The 16,907-nt window shown below is 67.6% G+C and carries 17 protein-coding genes and 1 pseudogene; 15 read left to right on the top strand and 3 right to left on the bottom strand.

Going from position 1 to position 16,907, the window contains the following annotated elements; genetic code table 11:
• Positions 1 to 7: 7 nt before the first annotated feature.
• The 14 genes from rpmD (at position 8) to BOQ54_RS11375 (ending at position 12,922) form a co-directional block, all read left to right on the top strand.
• Positions 8 to 208 (top strand): 50S ribosomal protein L30, encoded by a 201-nt coding sequence (gene rpmD, locus BOQ54_RS11440; protein ID WP_019403805.1) that lies wholly within the window; start codon positions 8 to 10, stop codon positions 206 to 208.
• 13 nt (positions 209 to 221) lie between these two features.
• Positions 222 to 698: a 50S ribosomal protein L15 gene (gene rplO, locus BOQ54_RS11435; RefSeq protein WP_055457965.1), complete on the top strand. Its 477-nt coding sequence runs from the start codon at positions 222 to 224 to the stop codon at positions 696 to 698.
• A gap of 87 nt (positions 699 to 785) precedes the next feature.
• Complete coding sequence (gene secY, locus BOQ54_RS11430; protein ID WP_055457966.1) at positions 786 to 2,120, top strand: preprotein translocase subunit SecY; 1,335 nt, start codon at positions 786 to 788, stop codon at positions 2,118 to 2,120.
• Positions 2,117 to 2,701 carry an adenylate kinase gene (locus BOQ54_RS11425; RefSeq protein ID WP_055457967.1) on the top strand — a complete coding sequence of 195 codons (585 nt, stop codon included), beginning with the start codon at positions 2,117 to 2,119 and terminating at the stop codon, positions 2,699 to 2,701. The genes secY and BOQ54_RS11425 overlap by 4 nt, the downstream gene beginning before the upstream one ends.
• A gap of 193 nt (positions 2,702 to 2,894) precedes the next feature.
• Positions 2,895 to 3,263, top strand: coding sequence for a 30S ribosomal protein S13 (gene rpsM / locus BOQ54_RS11420; protein WP_055457968.1), 369 nt, complete (start codon positions 2,895 to 2,897; stop codon positions 3,261 to 3,263).
• Positions 3,264 to 3,390: 127 nt separating this feature from the next.
• Positions 3,391 to 3,780, top strand: coding sequence for a 30S ribosomal protein S11 (rpsK, locus tag BOQ54_RS11415; protein ID WP_019403800.1), 390 nt, complete (start codon positions 3,391 to 3,393; stop codon positions 3,778 to 3,780).
• Between the two features lie 95 nt (positions 3,781 to 3,875).
• Entirely contained in the window at positions 3,876 to 4,892 is a 1,017-nt protein-coding gene (locus BOQ54_RS11410; protein WP_019403799.1) for a DNA-directed RNA polymerase subunit alpha, read from the top strand.
• Positions 4,893 to 5,013: 121 nt separating this feature from the next.
• Positions 5,014 to 5,439: a 50S ribosomal protein L17 gene (gene rplQ / locus BOQ54_RS11405; protein WP_055457969.1), complete on the top strand. Its 426-nt coding sequence runs from the start codon at positions 5,014 to 5,016 to the stop codon at positions 5,437 to 5,439.
• 191 nt (positions 5,440 to 5,630) lie between these two features.
• Complete coding sequence (locus BOQ54_RS11400) at positions 5,631 to 7,034, top strand: DegQ family serine endoprotease (RefSeq protein WP_063187986.1); 1,404 nt, start codon at positions 5,631 to 5,633, stop codon at positions 7,032 to 7,034.
• Positions 7,035 to 7,043: 9 nt separating this feature from the next.
• On the top strand, positions 7,044 to 8,351 hold the full coding sequence (locus tag BOQ54_RS11395; RefSeq protein WP_071923950.1) for a replication-associated recombination protein A: 1,308 nt from the start codon (positions 7,044 to 7,046) through the stop codon (positions 8,349 to 8,351).
• Between the two features lie 72 nt (positions 8,352 to 8,423).
• Entirely contained in the window at positions 8,424 to 9,704 is a 1,281-nt protein-coding gene (locus BOQ54_RS11390; protein WP_071923949.1) for an RluA family pseudouridine synthase, read from the top strand.
• A 2-nt stretch (positions 9,705 to 9,706) separates the two neighbouring features.
• The gene (locus BOQ54_RS11385; protein WP_063187980.1) at positions 9,707 to 10,387 is read left to right on the top strand and encodes an HAD-IA family hydrolase; all 681 of its coding nucleotides are present in this window, start codon (positions 9,707 to 9,709) and stop codon (positions 10,385 to 10,387) included.
• A 98-nt stretch (positions 10,388 to 10,485) separates the two neighbouring features.
• Positions 10,486 to 11,277: an ATP12 family chaperone protein gene (locus BOQ54_RS11380; RefSeq protein WP_063187978.1), complete on the top strand. Its 792-nt coding sequence runs from the start codon at positions 10,486 to 10,488 to the stop codon at positions 11,275 to 11,277.
• Between the two features lie 112 nt (positions 11,278 to 11,389).
• Positions 11,390 to 12,922 carry an acyl-CoA carboxylase subunit beta gene (locus BOQ54_RS11375; protein WP_055457975.1) on the top strand — a complete coding sequence of 511 codons (1,533 nt, stop codon included), beginning with the start codon at positions 11,390 to 11,392 and terminating at the stop codon, positions 12,920 to 12,922.
• Positions 12,923 to 13,098: 176 nt separating this feature from the next.
• Here BOQ54_RS11375 and BOQ54_RS11370 read toward each other — a convergent pair whose 3' ends face one another.
• The 3 genes and pseudogenes from BOQ54_RS11370 to BOQ54_RS11360 form a co-directional block, all read right to left on the bottom strand.
• Positions 13,099 to 14,349 (bottom strand): dipeptidase, encoded by a 1,251-nt coding sequence (locus tag BOQ54_RS11370; protein WP_210187182.1) that lies wholly within the window; start codon positions 14,347 to 14,349, stop codon positions 13,099 to 13,101.
• A gap of 168 nt (positions 14,350 to 14,517) precedes the next feature.
• Positions 14,518 to 15,124 (bottom strand): annotated as a pseudogene (locus BOQ54_RS11365) (alpha/beta hydrolase).
• Positions 15,125 to 15,186: 62 nt separating this feature from the next.
• Positions 15,187 to 16,119, bottom strand: a complete 933-nt coding sequence (locus tag BOQ54_RS11360) for a ring-cleaving dioxygenase (protein ID WP_071923947.1) — start codon at positions 16,117 to 16,119, stop codon at positions 15,187 to 15,189.
• 194 nt (positions 16,120 to 16,313) lie between these two features.
• On the opposite strand from BOQ54_RS11360, the gene BOQ54_RS11355 reads away from it, so the two are divergent.
• On the top strand, positions 16,314 to 16,865 hold the full coding sequence (locus tag BOQ54_RS11355; RefSeq protein WP_245316204.1) for a hypothetical protein: 552 nt from the start codon (positions 16,314 to 16,316) through the stop codon (positions 16,863 to 16,865).
• Positions 16,866 to 16,907 lie beyond the last annotated feature (42 nt).

The raw sequence follows: 16,907 nt of genomic DNA, 5'->3' as shown, positions 1-16,907 counted from the left end.
GCTGGTGATGACTGACAAGAAGTCCGCCAAGACCGTCACGGTCGTGCAGATCGGCAGCCCGCTGCGCCGTCCCGGCGTGCAGCGCCAGACGCTGATCGGCCTCGGCCTCAACAAGCTCCATCGTCGCTCGACCCTCGAGGACACGCCCGCCGTGCGCGGCATGATCGCGAGCGTCAAGCACCTCGTGCGCGTCGTCGACGAGCAGTGAGGAGGGAAGACCCATGAAACTCACTGACATTCGCGATAACGAAGGCGCGACCAAGAAGCGCATGCGCATCGGCCGGGGCATCGGCTCGGGCAAGGGCAAGACCGGCGGGCGTGGCGTCAAGGGCCAGACCTCCCGCTCGGGCGTGCGCATCAAGGGCTTCGAGGGTGGCCAGATGCCGCTCTACCGGCGCCTGCCGAAGCGCGGCTTCTGGAACCCCTTCTCGCGTGATCTCAACGAGGTCAACGTGGGCCGCGTCCAGGAGGCCGTCGATGCCGGCAAGCTCGACGCCGCGGCTCCGGTCACGGTCGAGGCGCTCGTCGCCGCCGGCATCTGCGCCCGTGCGCGCGACGGCGTGAAGATCCTCGGCCAGGGCGAGCTCACCGCCAAGCTCGTGTTCGAGGTCGCCGGCGCGTCCAAGAACGCGGTTTCGGCCATCGAGAAGGCCGGCGGTTCGGTGAAGATTCTCGCGCAGTCCGTGGCGGAAGCGTGAGCTAGATCCCACTTGAGCAACGGTGCGGCGGCTGGGGCCTTCTCCGGCCGCCGCGTCCATGCGGGGGATCGTAAGGGATGAAGCGATATGGCATCGGCAGCTGAACAGCTCGCAGCGAATCTGAATTTCGGGGCCTTGGCCAAGGCCGAGGAACTCAAGAAGCGCATCTGGTTCACGCTCGCCGCCCTCGTCGTCTATCGCGTCGGCACCTACATTCCACTGCCGGGCATCGATCCCAATGCCGTCGCGGACATCTTCCGCCAGGCGCAGGCCGGCGTGCTTGGCCTCTTCAACATGTTCGCGGGTGGAGCGGTCGGCCGCATGGCCATCTTCGCCCTCAACATCATGCCGTACATCTCGGCATCAATCATCGTGCAGCTCCTGACCAGCGTCGTGCCGACGCTCGAGGCCCTCAAGAAGGAGGGTGAGCAGGGCCGCAAGGTGATCAACCAGTACACGCGCTATCTGACCGTGCTCCTGGCCGTGTTCCAGGCCTATGGCATCGCGATCGGGCTCGAGAGCTCCGGCAACGTGGTGCAGGATCCCGGCATGTTCTTCCGCATCTCGACGGTGATCACGCTGACGGGCGGCACCATGTTCCTGATGTGGCTCGGCGAGCAGATCACCTCGCGTGGCATCGGCAACGGCATTTCGCTCATCATCTTCGCCGGCATCGTGGCGGAGCTGCCATCGGCGGTGGCCGGCACGCTCGAGCTCGGCCGCCAGGGCGCGGTCTCGACCGGCCTCATCCTGGGCGTGATCGTGATGGCGGTCGCCGTCATCGCCTTTATCGTCTTCATGGAGCGCGCCCAGCGCCGGCTGCTGATCAACTATCCCAAGCGCCAAGTCGGCAACCGCATGTACGAGGGGCAGACGTCCTTCCTGCCGCTCAAGCTCAACACGGCCGGCGTGATCCCGCCGATCTTCGCCTCGTCGCTGCTGCTGCTGCCGACGACAATTGCCACCTTCTCGCAGGACCAGGGTACCGGCATCCTGTCGACGATCTCGGCCTATATCGGCCACGGCCGGCCCGTGTACATGATCCTCTACGTGGCGCTGATCGTCTTTTTCGCGTTCTTCTATACGGCCATCGTGTTCAATCCGACGGAGACCGCGGACAATCTCAAGAAGCATGGCGGCTTCATTCCGGGCATCCGGCCCGGCGAGCGCACCGCCGACTATATCGATACGGTACTGACGCGCATCACGGTCATCGGCGCGGCCTATCTGGCGCTGATCTGCCTCATTCCGGAGATTCTCATCTCCTATGCCGCATTGCCGTTCTATTTCGGTGGCACATCGCTCCTCATTGTCGTGAGCGTGACCATGGATACGGTCGCGCAGGTGCATGGGCATCTTCTCGCCCATCAGTACGAAGGGTTGGTGAAGAAGGCCAAGCTGCGGGGGGCAAGGCGCAAATGAGGCTCATTCTGTTGGGGCCGCCGGGAGCGGGCAAGGGCACACAGGCCAAGCGGCTGGTGGCCCGCTACGGCATACCGCAGCTTTCGACCGGCGACATGCTGCGCGCCGCTGTGGCCGCGGGGACGCCCATCGGCCTGAAGGCCCGGGCGGTCATGGATGCCGGACAGCTCGTCTCCGACGACATCGTCATCGGCATCGTTGCCGAGCGACTGGACGAGCCGGATGCCCGCAAGGGTTTCATTCTCGACGGCTTTCCGCGGACCGTCGCCCAGGCGAAGGCACTCGACGACCTGCTGGAGAGCAAGGGGCTCAAGCTCGACGCCGTGGTCGAGCTCAAGGTGGATCAGGATGAACTCGTCGGTCGTATCGTGAAGCGGGCCGAGGAGACGAGGGCCCGGGGCGAAGCTGTGCGCAAGGACGACGATCCGGAGGTCTTCAAGACCCGGCTCGCGGCCTACAACCGTGATACTGCGGTTGTCGCGCCCTATTACGCGGAGCGGGGCCAGCTCGCCGTGATCGACGGCATGCAGGACATCGACAAGGTCTCGGCGGACATCGAGCGCGTACTCGTCGCCGCCTGACGGATTTGTTCGGGCGGGTTGACTTTGCCTCGACAAGGCGGTAGTGGACGCGCCCTACGTTCATGAGCGATGCTGCTTCCTCCGCGAGAGGCGGCGGCGTCGCTCGTCTTATTGACGCCTGCAAGGGCCGGGCTCCACCGGACGCAGGCCACAACGCCCGGTCGGGTTGTCCGGCCGGCACATGGAGACGGCAATGGCCCGTATCGCTGGTGTAAACATTCCGACGAGCAAGCGCGTGGTCATCGCGCTGCAGTACATCCACGGCATCGGCCCGAAGAACGCGGGCGAGATCTGCGAGAAGGTCGGCATTCCGGCCGAGCGGCGCGTCAACGAACTGACCGACCAGGAAGTGCTGCAGATCCGCGAGACGATCGACCGCGACTATCTCGTCGAAGGCGACCTGCGCCGCGAAGTGTCGATGAACATCAAACGGCTCATGGACCTCGGGTGCTACCGCGGCCTGCGCCACCGCCGCAACCTGCCGGTTCGCGGCCAGCGCACGCACACGAATGCGCGCACCCGCAAGGGCAAGGCCAAGCCGATCGCCGGCAAGAAGAAGTAACCCCGGCAGTCGGCAATCGGCGGTCGGCAATCGGGACAATTATCCGACTGCCTACTGCCTACTGACTACTGCCTCCCAGCAATCCCGAGCGCCTGGTGTGACGGGCGCGCTTGAAGGATCCTGAAGAATGGCAAGAGAAGCCACCCGCGTTCGCCGCCGTGAACGCAAGAACATCGTGTCGGGCGTCGCCCACGTGAACGCCTCCTTCAACAACACGATGATCACCATCACCGACGCGCAGGGCAACACGATCTCCTGGTCGTCCGCCGGCGCCATGGGCTTCAAGGGCTCGCGCAAGTCGACCCCCTATGCAGCCCAGGTTGCGGCCGAGGATGCGGCGCGCAAGGCGGCCGAGCACGGCATGCGCACGCTCGAGGTCGAGGTGTCGGGCCCGGGCTCGGGTCGCGAATCGGCTCTGCGCGCGCTTCAGGCGGCGGGCTTCACAGTGACGTCGATCCGCGACGTGACGCCGATTCCCCACAACGGCTGCCGCCCGCGCAAGCGCCGGCGCGTCTGATGCCTTGTCGGCACGGCTCAGCCGCCGTGCCGCGCCTGTAGCGGGCGAGGCTGTCGTGCCCCGCCCGACGTTTGAGACACGCATGAGGTGCGGTCGTGATCCAGAAGAACTGGCAAGAGCTCATCAAGCCGAACAAGCTCGAGGTGTCGCCGGGTGACGATGCCAGGCGCGTGGCGACGGTCGTCGCCGAGCCGCTGGAGCGCGGGTTCGGCCTGACGCTCGGCAACGCGCTGAGGCGCGTGCTGCTGTCGTCGCTGCAGGGCGCGGCGGTGACGGCCGTGCACATCGACGGCGTCCTGCACGAGTTCTCGTCCATTCCCGGCGTGCGGGAAGACGTGACGGACATCGTGCTCAACATCAAGACCATCGCGGTCAAGATGCAGGGCGACGGTCCCAAGCGCATGACGCTGCGCAAGCAGGGCCCGGGCGTCGTAACGGCGGGTGATATCGCAACGGTCGGCGATGTGGAGATCCTCAACCCGGAGCTGGCCCTGTGCACGCTCGATGAGGGCGCGGAGATCCGCATGGAGTTCACGGTCAACACGGGCAAGGGCTACGTGGCGGCCGAGCACAACCGTCCCGAGGATGCGCCGATCGGCCTCATCGCCGTGGACAGCCTCTACAGCCCGGTCAAGAAGGTCTCCTACCGCGTGGAGAACACGCGCGAGGGCCAGATCCTCGACTACGACAAGCTGACGATGACGGTCGAGACGAACGGAGCCGTCAGCCCGGAGGACGCGGTGGCCTATGCCGCGCGCATCCTGCAGGACCAGCTCGCCGTGTTCGTCAACTTTGAGGAGCCCCGCCGCGAGGAGGCCGCCGTCTCGACGCCGCAGCTGCCCTTCAACCCGGCGCTGCTCAAGAAGGTGGACGAGCTCGAGCTTTCGGTGCGTTCGGCCAACTGCCTCAAGAACGACAACATCGTCTACATCGGCGACCTCATCCAGAAGACGGAAGCCGAGATGCTGCGCACGCCGAACTTCGGCCGCAAGTCGCTCAACGAGATCAAGGAAGTGCTCGCCTCCATGGGCCTGCACCTCGGCATGGAAGTGAGCGGCTGGCCACCGGACAACATCGACGAGCTCGCCAAGCGCTTCGAGGAACACTACTGAATAGCAATCGGCAGTTGGCATGAGGCAGTCGGAGTTCGGTTCCGATTGCCGGTTGCCCACTGCCTCAAGAACAATGGACGGCCGTACCTTGGCACGGCGGCCGTGAGACAAGGAGAGAGCCATGCGTCACGGTTTCGCGCATCGTCGTTTCAACCGCTCGTCCGAGCACCGCAAGGCGATGTTCGCCAACATGGCCGGTGCGCTGATCAAGCACGAGCAGATCGTCACCACGCTGCCCAAGGCGAAGGACCTGCGTCCGGTGGTCGAGAAGCTTGTCACCCTCGGCAAGCGCGGCGACCTGCACGCCCGCCGCCAGGCGATCGCCCAGATCCGCGACGTCGCCCTCGTCAAGAAGCTCTTCGACGTGCTCGGTCCGCGCTACAAGGAGCGCAACGGCGGCTACACGCGCGTGCTGAAGGCCGGCTTCCGCTACGGCGACAACGCGCCGATGGCCGTGATCGAGTTCGTCGATCGCGACGTCGATGCCAAGGGCCAGGATTCGGGCCCGACGCAGAAGGAAGAGGTCGTCGAGGCCGGCGAGAGCTGAGCCTTCGCCTTGCCGGCGTTGAACGAGGGCGGCTTCGGCCGCCCTTTTGTTTTGCGCCGTTTTGGTCCAGCTCCGTGGGAGAAAGGTGGCCCGAGAGGCGCGCCCCGCTTTGCGCGTAATCGCGCGGGAAACTATATCTGCCGGAGAGACCTTTCCGGATCCGTCTACGGCAGCACAGCGAGACACCATCGATGCATCGTTCGCTTGTCCTTCCTGCTCTCGTCGCGGCCCTCGTCGCAGCGGGGCCGGTGCCGGCGCAGGAGCGCCAGGTGCCCGCCAACAGGGCGCAGGTGCAGCTCTCGCTCGCGCCGGTCGTCAAGGAGACGGCGCCGAGTGTCGTCAACGTCTACGGCGCACGCGTCGAGAAGCGGCCGTCCAATCCCTTCTTCGATGATCCCTTCTTTCGCCGCTTCTTCGGGGACGGCGGCTTCGGCGTGCCGCGCGAGCGGGTGCAGCGCTCGCTTGGCTCGGGCGTCATCGTCGATCCGTCCGGTCTCGTCGTCACCAACAATCACGTCATCGAGGGCATGACGGAGGTGAAGGTGGCGCTCGCCGACCGACGCGAGTTCGCCGCCGAGATCGTGCTGCGCGACCCGCGGACGGATCTTGCCGTGCTTCGGCTTGCAGAGAAGGGTCCGTTCCCGGCGCTCAGCTTCGGCGATTCCGAAGGGCTCGAGGTCGGGGATTTTGTCATTGCCATCGGCAATCCGTTCGGGGTCGGGCAGACGGTGACACAGGGCATCGTGTCGGCGCTCGCCCGGACCCAGGTGGGTATCAGCGACTTCCAGTCCTTCATCCAGACGGATGCCGCGATCAACCCGGGCAATTCGGGCGGGGCGCTCGTCAACATGCGCGGCGAACTCGTCGGTATCAACACGGCGATCTTCTCGCGTTCCGGCGGCAGTCATGGCATCGGCTTCGCCATTCCCTCGGCCATGGTGCGCGTCGTCGTCGAATCGGCGCGCAACGGGGGCGCCGCTGTGCGTCGGCCGTGGTTCGGCGCGCGGCTCCAGCAGGTCACCAGCGATATCGCGGAAAGCCTTGGCCTGCCGCGGCCGGCGGGGGCACTGGTCGCCTCGGTCGACGAGCGCGGGCCAGCAGCCAAGGCGGGGCTCCGGCGCGGCGACCTCATCACGGCCGTCGGGGGGCAGCCCATCGACGATCCGGATGGTTTCGGCTACCGCTTCGCGACGCGGCCGATCGGCGGAACATTACCGCTGACGGTGCTGCGCGGCGGCAAGGAGGTAACGCTTTCGGTTCCGCTCATCGCCGCGCCCGAGGATCCGCCGCGCGATCCGGTTACGGTCGGCGGGCGCACGCCGTTGACGGGCATTACCGCGGTCAACCTGTCACCCGCTGTGGTGGAGGAGCTGTATCTCGAGGAGGCGGAGAGCGGCGCTGTCGTCGCGGAGCTCGCCGAGGGCAGTCCGGCGGCGCAGTTCGGCTTCCAGAAGGGCGATATCATCATGGCGATCAACGGCGTGAAGATCGCCTCCTCGCGGGATCTCGCCCGTGCGACGAGCCAGCGCGCCCGCTATTGGGAGCTGATGATCAACCGCAAGGGCCAGGTCTTCACCACGGTGCTCGGGGGCTGAGCCGGTGCGATGACCGATCTCTTCGGGGCAGCGGGGCTGGACAAGGAAGCGCCGCGACCGCTCGCCGACCGGCTGCGGCCGCAGCGCCTCGCCGAGGTCGTGGGGCAGGACCATCTCGTCGGGCCGAACGGGGCGCTGACGCGCCTCCTGCGCTCCGGGTCGGTGGGCTCTCTCATCTTCTGGGGGCCGCCGGGGACCGGCAAGACGACCGTCGCGCGGCTGCTCGCCGGCGAGACGAAGCTCGTCTTCGAGCCGATGTCGGCCATCTTCTCCGGCGTCGCCGACCTCAAGAAGGCCTTCGAGACGGCCCGCGGCCGCCGCGCCGCGGGGCAGGGCACCCTGCTCTTCGTCGATGAGATTCACCGCTTTAACCGGGCGCAGCTCGATGCCTTCCTGCCGGTGATGGAGGACGGCACCATCACGCTCGTCGGCGCGACGACGGAGAACCCGTCCTTCTCTCTCAACGCCGCGCTCCTCTCCCGCGCCCGGGTGATGACCTTCAAGGCCCTCGATGAGGAAGCGATTCAGAAGCTCCTCGCAAGGGCCGAGGAAATCGAGGGAAAACCGCTGCCGCTCGATGCGGAGGCGCGGCTGTCGCTCGTGCGCATGGCCGATGGGGACGGGCGCGCCTCGCTGACGCTGGCGGAGGAGATCTGGCGCGCCGCGGGCGAGGGCGAAATGTTCGACACGGCCAAGCTGCAGGATATCGTGCAGCGCCGGGCGCCGATCTACGACAAGGCGCAGGACGGGCACTACAACCTCATCTCGGCCCTGCACAAGACGATCCGCGGCTCCGATCCCGACGCCGCGCTCTATTATCTCGCCCGCATGCTGGACGCGGGCGAGGACCCGCTGTTCCTCGCCCGCCGCCTCGTGCGCATGGCGGTGGAGGACATCGGCCTCGCCGACCCGCAGGCCCTCGTCGTCGCCAATGCGGCGAAGGAGGCCTACGACTTCCTCGGCACGCCGGAGGGAGAACTGGCGCTGGCGCAGGCGGTGATCTATCTCGCTACTGCGCCGAAGTCGAACGCGACCTATGTCGCCTTCAAGGCGGCGAGCCGCGCCGCCAAGGAAGCAGGCTCCCTCATGCCGCCGATGACCATCCTCAACGCGCCGACGCGCTTCATGAAGAACGAGGGCTACGGCGCCGGCTACGCCTACGACCACGACGAGCCGGACGCCTTCTCGGGGCAGGACTACTGGCCGGAGAAGCTCGGGCGCCAGCATTTCTACGAGCCGGTGGAGCGCGGCTTCGAACGCGAGATCCGCAAGCGGCTGGAGTGGTGGGAAAAGCTGAGGGCCGAGCGGCGGCGGTGACTTTGCCCGCTGAAGAGGCTATCGACGGGCAGGGCGCGACGACGCCAGGCCCGGCTGCATTCGGAGCATCGCATGAAGAACACGAGAACCGGCTCCGGTGGCTCAGGCCCGCGCTCCGGCCCAACTGCGCGAAACGGCCGGGGGCAAGGGCGCGCGGGCCGGCCAGCTGCTCGGGGCGCCAAGGGGCCGGGCATCGCGAAGGGCTCGGGCAATGGGTCTGCGCGCGCCACGCCCGGTCCCGAGCGCGCGAAGGCGGCGACCCCCGCCAAGACGCCCCGCGCAGGGCAGGCGCCGGCATCTTCGGCCAAGGCGGGCACCAAGGCGGCGGCCAAGGCGGCAGCGACCGAGACGCTCGTTACCGGCGTGCAGACCCTGACGGTCGCGCCGGATGAAGCGGGCATGCGCCTCGACCGTTTTCTCGTCGCCCGTTTCCCGCAGCTCGCCTTCACCCATATCCAGCGCATCGTGCGCAAGGGCGAGTTGCGCATCGACATGAAGCGCGCCAAGCCGAATGAGCGGCTTGAGGCGGGCCAGAGCGTGCGCGTGCCGCCGCTCAAGCTCGAGGAGAAAAAGCCGGCCGCCCGCACCCCGGCGAAGGACGAGAGCGACGCGACGTTCCTCAAATCCATCACGCTCTACGAGGACAAGGACGTCCTCGTGCTCAACAAGCCCATGGGCCTTGCGGTGCAGGGCGGCTCGGGCACGACACGCCATGTCGACGGCATGCTGGAAGCGCTGCGCGACGCCGAGGGCCAGAAGCCGCGCCTCGTGCACCGGCTCGACAAGGACACGGCCGGCTGCCTCGTCATCGCCAAGACGCGCTTTGCGGCAACGACGCTCGCCAAGTCCTTCCGCTCGCGCTCGGCGCGCAAGATCTACTGGGCGCTGGTCGCCGGCGTGCCGCGCGTGCGGCAGGGCCGCGTCTCCACCTATCTCGCCAGGGAGGAGGCGAGCGACGGCGATGCCCGCATGCGCGTCGCCCTGCACGGAGACGAGGGGGCGAGCCATGCCGTCACCTATTACGCCGTCGTGGACACGGCGGCGCAGAAGCTCTCGTGGCTGTCGCTGAAGCCGGTGACCGGGCGCACGCACCAATTGCGCGCACATACGGCCCATATCGGCCACCCGATCGTCGGCGACCCGAAATATTTCAACGTCGAGAACTGGGAACTGCCGGGCGGCATCCAGAACCGGCTGCATCTGCTGGCGCGGCGCATCGTCATCCCGCATCCGCGCACGGGCAAGCCCATCGACGTGACGGCGCCGCTGCCGCCGCACATGCTGCAGTCGTGGAACCTGCTGGGCTTCGATACGGGCGGCTACGATCCGATCGTCGAGGCGCCGGAGGAGTAGCCGTGCGCTTCCTCGTCTTCGACATCGACGGCACGCTGGTCGACAGCCAGAACCTGCTCGTGGCCGCGCAGGAGGCGACCTTTGCCGCGCACGGGCTGCCGGCACCGAGCCGGGAAGAGGTGCTCTCGGTCGTCGGCCTGTCGCTCGCCGAGACCTTTCGCGCGCTCGCCGGGCCGGATGGGCCGCATGCTGCGCTGGAGGCGACCTATCGGATGACCTTTCCGCGGCTTCTCGCCGAGCCGGCGCTCGCGTCACCGCTCTTTGCCGGGGCCGATGCGCTGGTGCGCGATCTCGCGGGGCGGGAGGATCATCTCCTCGGCATCGCCACCGGCAAGTCGCGGCGCGGCGTGCGCCGGCTGTTCGATGCCCACGGCTGGCACACGCTCTTCGCCAGCGTGCAGACGGCCGACGATGCGCCATCGAAACCCCATCCGGCCATGCTCGAACAGGCGATGGGGGAGGTGGGTGCCGCGCCGGCCGAAACCGTGATGATCGGCGACAGCACCTATGACATGCAGATGGCGCGGGCCGCCGGTTGCCGTGCCGTCGGTGTCGGCTGGGGCTATTGCCGGGTCGATGCCCTGCGGGAGGCGGGGGCGCAGGTGATTGTGGAGTCGATTGAAGAACTTGCGGCCGTTCTTGCCCATTCTGATTCAGCCCGGGCCTTCGGCGCGGCGGTGTGACCGGCGGCTCGGTCGCAGATTCCGCTTTTGCCTGCAAGTCATTGGCGTGGAATCGCTTCCGCGTCGCCGCGTCGGCTTCTACGTGTTAAGGACCCACCATGCGTGACGAACTGACCAGCGACTGGTTTCCCGCGGACGGCGAGACCGTGCGTGACCCGATGCGGGTGGCCCAGCAGTCGATGAAGGCGAACCTGCCGCGCCGCTTCTACAAGGAGGCGGCGGTGGAGGAGCGCGCGGAGGGCTTCGTCCTCGTGCTCGACGGGCGTCCGGCCCGCACGCCCGGCAGGGCGCTCCTGGCGCTGCCGACGCGGACGGTCGGAGAGGCCGTGGCGGCGGAATGGGCGGCACAGGGCGAGCGCATCGACCCCGCGACGATGCCGCTGACACGGCTCGCCAATTCGGCCATCGACGGGGTCGCGCGCGAGATGGCGGCGGTGGCGGCCGATGTCGTGAAATATGCCGGCTCGGACCTCCTGTGCTACCGCGCTGAGGGGCCGGAGCGGCTCGTTGCACGACAGCGGGACGTCTGGGACCCGATCCTCGCCTGGGCGCGGGAAGCGCTCGGCGCGCGTTTCGTGCTGGCCGAGGGCGTGATGTTCGTGGCCCAGCCGGAAGAATCGCTCGCTGCCATGGCGGCCGCGGTCGCCAGGTTCGAGGCTCCCGTGGCGCTCGCGGCGCTCCATGTGCTGACGACGCTCAGCGGCTCGGCCGTCATTGCGCTGGCCGTTGCCCATGGGCACCTGACGGCGGAGGCTGGCTGGCGGGCGTCGCATCTCGACGAAGAGGTGCAGATGGAGATCTGGGGCGAGGATGAGGAGGCGCTGGCGCGCCGCGCCGTCAGATGGCGCGACTTCGCCGCGGCCGCCGGGATGCTGCGGGCGCTCGGCTGACGGGGACCTGCCGCAACCGGCCTTGCACTTATCCGCCTACCGTATCGGTTCCTGCGGCTTTGCCGGCGTGCTAATCACGCAGGCGACAAGGAACCGACCGTGGGGAAGGCGCATGAAGGACATCCTCGAAAGGCTCGAAGAGCGGCGCGCCGGGGCGCGCCTCGGCGGCGGCGAGAAGCGCATCGCCGCCCAGCATGCGCGCGGCAAGCTCACGGCGCGCGAGCGCATCGCCCTGCTGCTCGATACGGGCTCGTTCGAGGAGTTCGACATGTTCGTCGAGCACCGCTGCGTCGATTTCGGCATGGAGGGGACGAAGTTCCCGGGTGACGGCGTCGTCACCGGCTGGGGCACCATCAACGGCCGCACCGTCTTCGTCTTCGCCAAGGACTTCACCGTCTTCGGCGGCTCGCTCTCGGAAACGCACGCGCAGAAGATCACCAAGATCCAGGACATGGCGGTGAAGATGCGCGCGCCGATCATCGGCCTGTTCGATGCCGGCGGCGCCCGCATCCAGGAGGGGGTCGCGGCGCTCGGCGGCTATGGCGAGGTGTTCAAGCGCAACGTCATCGCCTCGGGTGTCATTCCGCAGATCTCGGTCATCATGGGCCCCTGCGCCGGCGGCGACGTCTATTCCCCGGCGATGACCGACTTCATCTTCATGGTGCGCGACACGAGCTACATGTTCGTGACCGGGCCGGACGTGGTGAAGACCGTGACCAACGAGACGGTCACTTCGGAGGAACTCGGCGGCGCCAAGGTGCACACGACGAAGTCCTCCGTCGCCGACGGCGCGTGGGACAACGACGTCGAGGCGCTGCTGCAGATCCGCCGGCTGATGGACTTCCTGCCCGCCAACAACACCGAGGGCGTGCCGGAATGGCCGACCGAGGACGAGGCGGACCGGGTGGAAATGTCGCTCGACACGCTCGTGCCGGACAACCCGAACAAACCCTACGACATGAAGGAACTCGTCCTGAAGATCGCGGATGAGGGCGATTTCTTCGAGATCCAAGAGGCTTATGCCAGGAACATCATCACCGGATTCATCCGGCTCGAGGGGCGCACGGTGGGCGTCGTGGCCAACCAGCCGATGGTGCTCGCCGGCGTGCTCGATGCGGATGCCTCGCGCAAGGCGGCGCGCTTCGTGCGCTTCTGCGACGCCTTCGAGATCCCGATCCTGACCCTTGTCGACGTGCCCGGCTTCCTGCCCGGCACGGCGCAGGAATATGGCGGGCTCATCAAGCACGGGGCGAAGCTGCTCTACGCCTATTCGGAGGCGACCGTGCCGCTCGTCACCGTCATCACCCGCAAGGCCTTCGGCGGCGCCTACGACGTCATGGCCTCGAAGCACGTGGGCGGAGACGTGAACTACGCCTGGCCGACAGCGCAGATCGCTGTGATGGGCGCCAAGGGCGCGGTCGAGATCATCTTCCGGCAGGACATCGGCGATGCCGAGAAGATCGCGGCGCGCACGAAGCAATACGAGGACCGCTTCATGTCGCCCTTCGTCGCCGCCGAGCGCGGCTATATCGACGAGGTGATCATGCCGCATTCGACGCGCCGGCGCGTCGCCCGCGCCTTCGCCATGCTGCGCGCCAAGAAGGCGGAGCAGCCCTGGCGCAAGCACGACAATATTCCGTTGTGAGGGGGATCGCCGCTTCCTCGCGGCGCGGGATAGTAGAGTTCCCACCGTCATGCCCGCGCTTGTCGCGGGCATCCACGCGGCGACGCTGCGCTTGGCTGAAAGGCGTGGATGGCCGGGACAAGCCCGGCCACGACGGGCGGAAAGGGTTCGCGTGAACCGGTATCTGGGGCCGGCGCCTACCGTCCGTCGATCTCCTCCACCGTCCCCAGCGCCGGTTTCTCGTTCTTGCGCAATTCGCGCCCGACGCGCTCCACCGTGCGGAAGACGCGCAGGAAATTGCGTGAGGCGATGCCGGCGATGGCGTCGTCCGACCAGCCGCGGCGGATGAGCTCGGCGAGGAGGTGAGGGAAACGGCTCGCGTCCTCCAGGCCCGGCGGCGTCGGACCGCCGAAGAAGTCGGAGCCGATGCCCACGTGCCGGAGGCCGGCCTTGTCGGCGATATACTCGATGTGATCGCAGAGTTGTTCGAGCGTGCCGCGCGGCCAGGGGCCTGCGTCGCGCGCCCGCGCCGCGACCGCGGCTCCCATGTCGATGTCGTGTCGGCTCTTGCCGAACTCGTCCTTGAGCGGACGCATCCAGTCGCGCGACTGCTGGCCGATGAAGTCCGGCACGAAGGTTGCCATGACGATGCCGCCGTTGCCCCTGACGCGGGCGAGCACGTCGTCGGGCACGTTGCGCGGGTGGTCGCACAGGGCGAAGGCATTCGAGTGGGAGAAGACGACAGGCGCGTGCGAGACGTCGAGCACCTGGCGCATGACGTCGTGCGAGACATGGGCGCAGTCGACGATCATGCCGAGGCGGTTGAGCTCCCGCACCACGGCACGGCCAAAGGCGGTGAGGCCGCCGTGGCGCGGCGCATCGGTGGCTGAATCGACCCAGTCCAGCGTCTCGTTGTGGCAGAGCGTCATCAGCCGCGCGCCGGCGGCGTGCCAGACGCGCAGCGGCGCCAGGCTGTTCTCGAGGCCGACGCCGCCCTCCACCGCGATGAAGGAGGCGATCCTGCCGAGCTTCTTGGCCTTCGCGATGTCGCTCGCCTTCGTCGCCGGCATGAAGACGTCGGGATGCGCCTCCTGCAAGCGCAGGATGACATCGATCTGCTCCAGCGTGGTGCGGCCGGGGTGGGGCACATGAGTCGGGATGAAGGCGGCCCAGAACTGGGCGCTGACGCGGCCGGCGAGGAGGCGTGGGATGTCGGTGTCGCCGTCCTGATGCTCGCGCGTCAGGTCATAGGCGAAGACGTCGCCGCGAGCCCGGACGTCCTCACGAATCACCCATGGCAGGTCGTTGTGGCCGTCGACCAGCGGCAGTGTTTCGAGAAGCCGGAGAGCCTTGTCGAGCGCATCGTCGCGCGCCGGCGACCTGCGAGCCGCAACCTGTACCAATTCTTCTTCCCCCTCGGTAGAGCCGGTCGTCGGGGCCGACGCCACACACTCCGTTGCTCTTCGGTGATTGGCAAGCGGTTGCGGGTCAGGGCTGCCGGGCGAGCCTTGCAGGGGACGCGAGGCTGCAGGTGACGGAGGAGGCGAGGGCGCAAAAAGGCAAGGCCCGGAGCGGGGCGATCCGCGCTCCGGGCCCTCCTTGTCCTTTGAGAGGCTTCAACCGGCCTCGGCCAGCCAGCGTGCGGAGAGATTGACGTCCGCCTGCGTCAGGCCGTGCCCGGCCGGCAGCACCTGGTGCTGCACCGTCGCGCTCGCCTCGCGCAGCAGGCTGGCGAGCCGCCCCGCATCGTCGGCCGGGACGATCGGATCGGCCGACCCCGACAGCATCAGCACGGGCTTGCCGGCAAGGTCGGGCAGCACGTCCGGCACCAGCGGCGTCATGACCCTCAAGAGGACGGCCCCGGCGAGCGCTTCCGGCGCGAGCAGCAGCATCGCCGCGGCGATGTTGGCGCCGTTGGAGAAGCCGAGCGCGATTGGCTGCGCGAGTGCCGTAGCGCTCGCGCGCCTCCTCGACGAAGCCGGCAAGCTCGGCCGCGCGGAGCTTGATGTCCTCGACGTCGAACCGCCCCTCGCCGAAGCGGCGGAAAAAGCGGGGCATGCCGTTCTCCAGCACCTTGCCGCGTGGCGACAGGAGAGCCGCCCCGGGGGCGAGCGTGCGGCCGAGCGGCACGAGGTCGTGCTCGTCGCCGCCGGTGCCGTGCAGCAGGAGGAGCGGCGGGCGCTCAGTGCCGCCAGCTTCGTAGTGATGGATGAAGTCGCTCATCGCAATTATCCCTGCCGTGCCCGCGCGAGGGCGGGCACGGCTCACGGGGGTGATGGTCCGGCTCAGTCGAGCGCGGGCAGGACGGCCTCGATCCGCTCCCGGTCCTTCTCGTAGAAGGGCGGCAGCTTGAGGGAGGTGCCGAGCGCCTCGAAGCTCTCGTCGATGCCAAAGCCCGGATCGTCGGTGGCGATCTCGAAGATGACGCCGCCGGGATCCCGGAAATAGACGGAGCGGAAATAGTTGCGCTCCTTCTGCTCCGTCGTGACGATGCCGAGCTTCTCGCGCAGCGCCTTCGCCATCGCCGCCTGGTCCGCGTCGCCTGCGGCCCGGAAGGCGACATGGTGCACCGAGCCGGCGCCCATCGTGCCGGGCAGGAAGCCGCCGGCAATGCGCAGGTCCACATAGCCGCCGACCTCGGCCTCGCCCCGGTAGCGGACGAGGTTCTCCGTTCGGCCGACTTCCACAAAGCCGAAGACCTCCGTCAGCACCGCGGCCGTGGGCTCCGGCCGGTCGACGAGCAGCGTCACGCCCGCGAAGCCGCGGACGGCGGCTTCCGCCGGGATGTCGGCCGTCGTCCAGGCCCTCGATGCGACGAGGCCTGGCGTTGCGACGAGCGCAAGGCGCATGCCGTCAGGATCCCGAAACGGCAGGACCGTGCGGTCGAAGCGTCTGATGGGTGCCTCATGCGTGACGCCGAGGGTCACGAGCCGCTCCGTCCAGAAGCCGAGCGCTTCCTCGGGGATGAGGAAGGCGGTTTCCAGCGTCTGGCCGACGCCCGGCCGTCCCGGCGCCACATGCGACCATGGGAAGAAGGTGAGGATGGTGCCAGGGTTGCCCTCCTCGTCGCCAAAATAGAAGTGGTAGGTGCTGGGATCGTCGAAGTTCACCGTCTTCTTGACGAAGCGCAGCCCGAGAACGCGAGTGTAGAAGTCGAGGTTGCGCCGCGGATCGCTCGCGATGGCGGTGACGTGGTGGATGCCTGCCGAACGTGCCATGGCTCTGCTCCCTGGCTGCTGTTGTGCTCTTGCTGCCAGATGGCGACGGCAGCGCAAATCCCTAGCCGCGCAAATGCCTCTTGCACCCCTGCAAGCCGGGAACCTCGGCAGGATGGCGACAGTTGCACCGATGACGGTGATTTTCCGTCAACCACGGGCCGTCAACAACGCTTAACCTGAACAAAGATTCACGATTGGCCGTTAAGAACTTGGCGAGTGGTTGGGCGCAGGATCGTTCGCGACAGGAAGCAATCACACCGGCGAAAAGAATGCCGGGGAGGCATCAAACAATGATCAACAAGAACTTCTTCCGTTTCGTCGATGAGATCCTCGACCGTCAGCGCATTACTGCGAAGGACGTGGCGTATCTGCAGCGCGAGATCTTGCCGGATGGCATCGCGTTCCGGGAAGAAGCGGATGTGCTGATCGCGCTCGACCGCGCGGTGAAGGATCAGGATGCATCCTTCGCCGATTGCCTCGTGGCGATGGTGGTGGATTTCGTCGTGTGGGGCGAGCGTCCCACCGGCATCGTGCGCGGCGAGGATGCGCACTGGCTGGTCACCTCTCTCGGCGCCGGTGGCGGGCCGACGGTCAACGCGCTGCGCATCGGCATGGAGGTGGTGCGCGAGGCCCAGCAGGTGGACGAGGTTCTGCTCGCCTTCCTGTTGCGCGGCCAGGGCAATCGCCTGCGACGGGCCTTGGGCGTGCCGGTGAAGGCCATGCCGCGCCGCTTCGCCGCGGCATAAACGGCAGAGTGCGCATCATTTCCCTTTACAAGCCATGCGAGC

The sequence above is a fragment of the Chelatococcus daeguensis genome (assembly GCF_001887265.1).
GTDB classification, from domain to species: Bacteria; Pseudomonadota; Alphaproteobacteria; order Rhizobiales; family Beijerinckiaceae; genus Chelatococcus_A; species Chelatococcus_A sambhunathii.
Note: the sequence above shows the minus strand (reverse complement) of the source record. Positions and strands in the feature narration are given on the sequence as shown.

Excerpts from the sequence above, each read along its gene's own strand:
- rpmD (WP_019403805.1), top strand. The coding sequence starts at position 8 with ATGACTGACAAGAAGTCCGCCAAGACCGTCACGGTCGTGCAGATCGGC.
- rplO (WP_055457965.1), top strand. The coding sequence starts at position 222 with ATGAAACTCACTGACATTCGCGATAACGAAGGCGCGACCAAGAAGCGC.
- secY (WP_055457966.1), top strand. The coding sequence starts at position 786 with ATGGCATCGGCAGCTGAACAGCTCGCAGCGAATCTGAATTTCGGGGCC.
- BOQ54_RS11425 (WP_055457967.1), top strand. The coding sequence starts at position 2,117 with ATGAGGCTCATTCTGTTGGGGCCGCCGGGAGCGGGCAAGGGCACACAG.
- rpsM (WP_055457968.1), top strand. The coding sequence starts at position 2,895 with ATGGCCCGTATCGCTGGTGTAAACATTCCGACGAGCAAGCGCGTGGTC.
- rpsK (WP_019403800.1), top strand. The coding sequence starts at position 3,391 with ATGGCAAGAGAAGCCACCCGCGTTCGCCGCCGTGAACGCAAGAACATC.
- rplQ (WP_055457969.1), top strand. The coding sequence starts at position 5,014 with ATGCGTCACGGTTTCGCGCATCGTCGTTTCAACCGCTCGTCCGAGCAC.
- BOQ54_RS11400 (WP_063187986.1), top strand. The coding sequence starts at position 5,631 with ATGCATCGTTCGCTTGTCCTTCCTGCTCTCGTCGCGGCCCTCGTCGCA.
- BOQ54_RS11395 (WP_071923950.1), top strand. The coding sequence starts at position 7,044 with ATGACCGATCTCTTCGGGGCAGCGGGGCTGGACAAGGAAGCGCCGCGA.
- BOQ54_RS11390 (WP_071923949.1), top strand. The coding sequence starts at position 8,424 with ATGAAGAACACGAGAACCGGCTCCGGTGGCTCAGGCCCGCGCTCCGGC.
- BOQ54_RS11380 (WP_063187978.1), top strand. The coding sequence starts at position 10,486 with ATGCGTGACGAACTGACCAGCGACTGGTTTCCCGCGGACGGCGAGACC.
- BOQ54_RS11375 (WP_055457975.1), top strand. The coding sequence starts at position 11,390 with ATGAAGGACATCCTCGAAAGGCTCGAAGAGCGGCGCGCCGGGGCGCGC.
- BOQ54_RS11360 (WP_071923947.1), bottom strand. The coding sequence starts at position 16,119 with ATGGCACGTTCGGCAGGCATCCACCACGTCACCGCCATCGCGAGCGAT.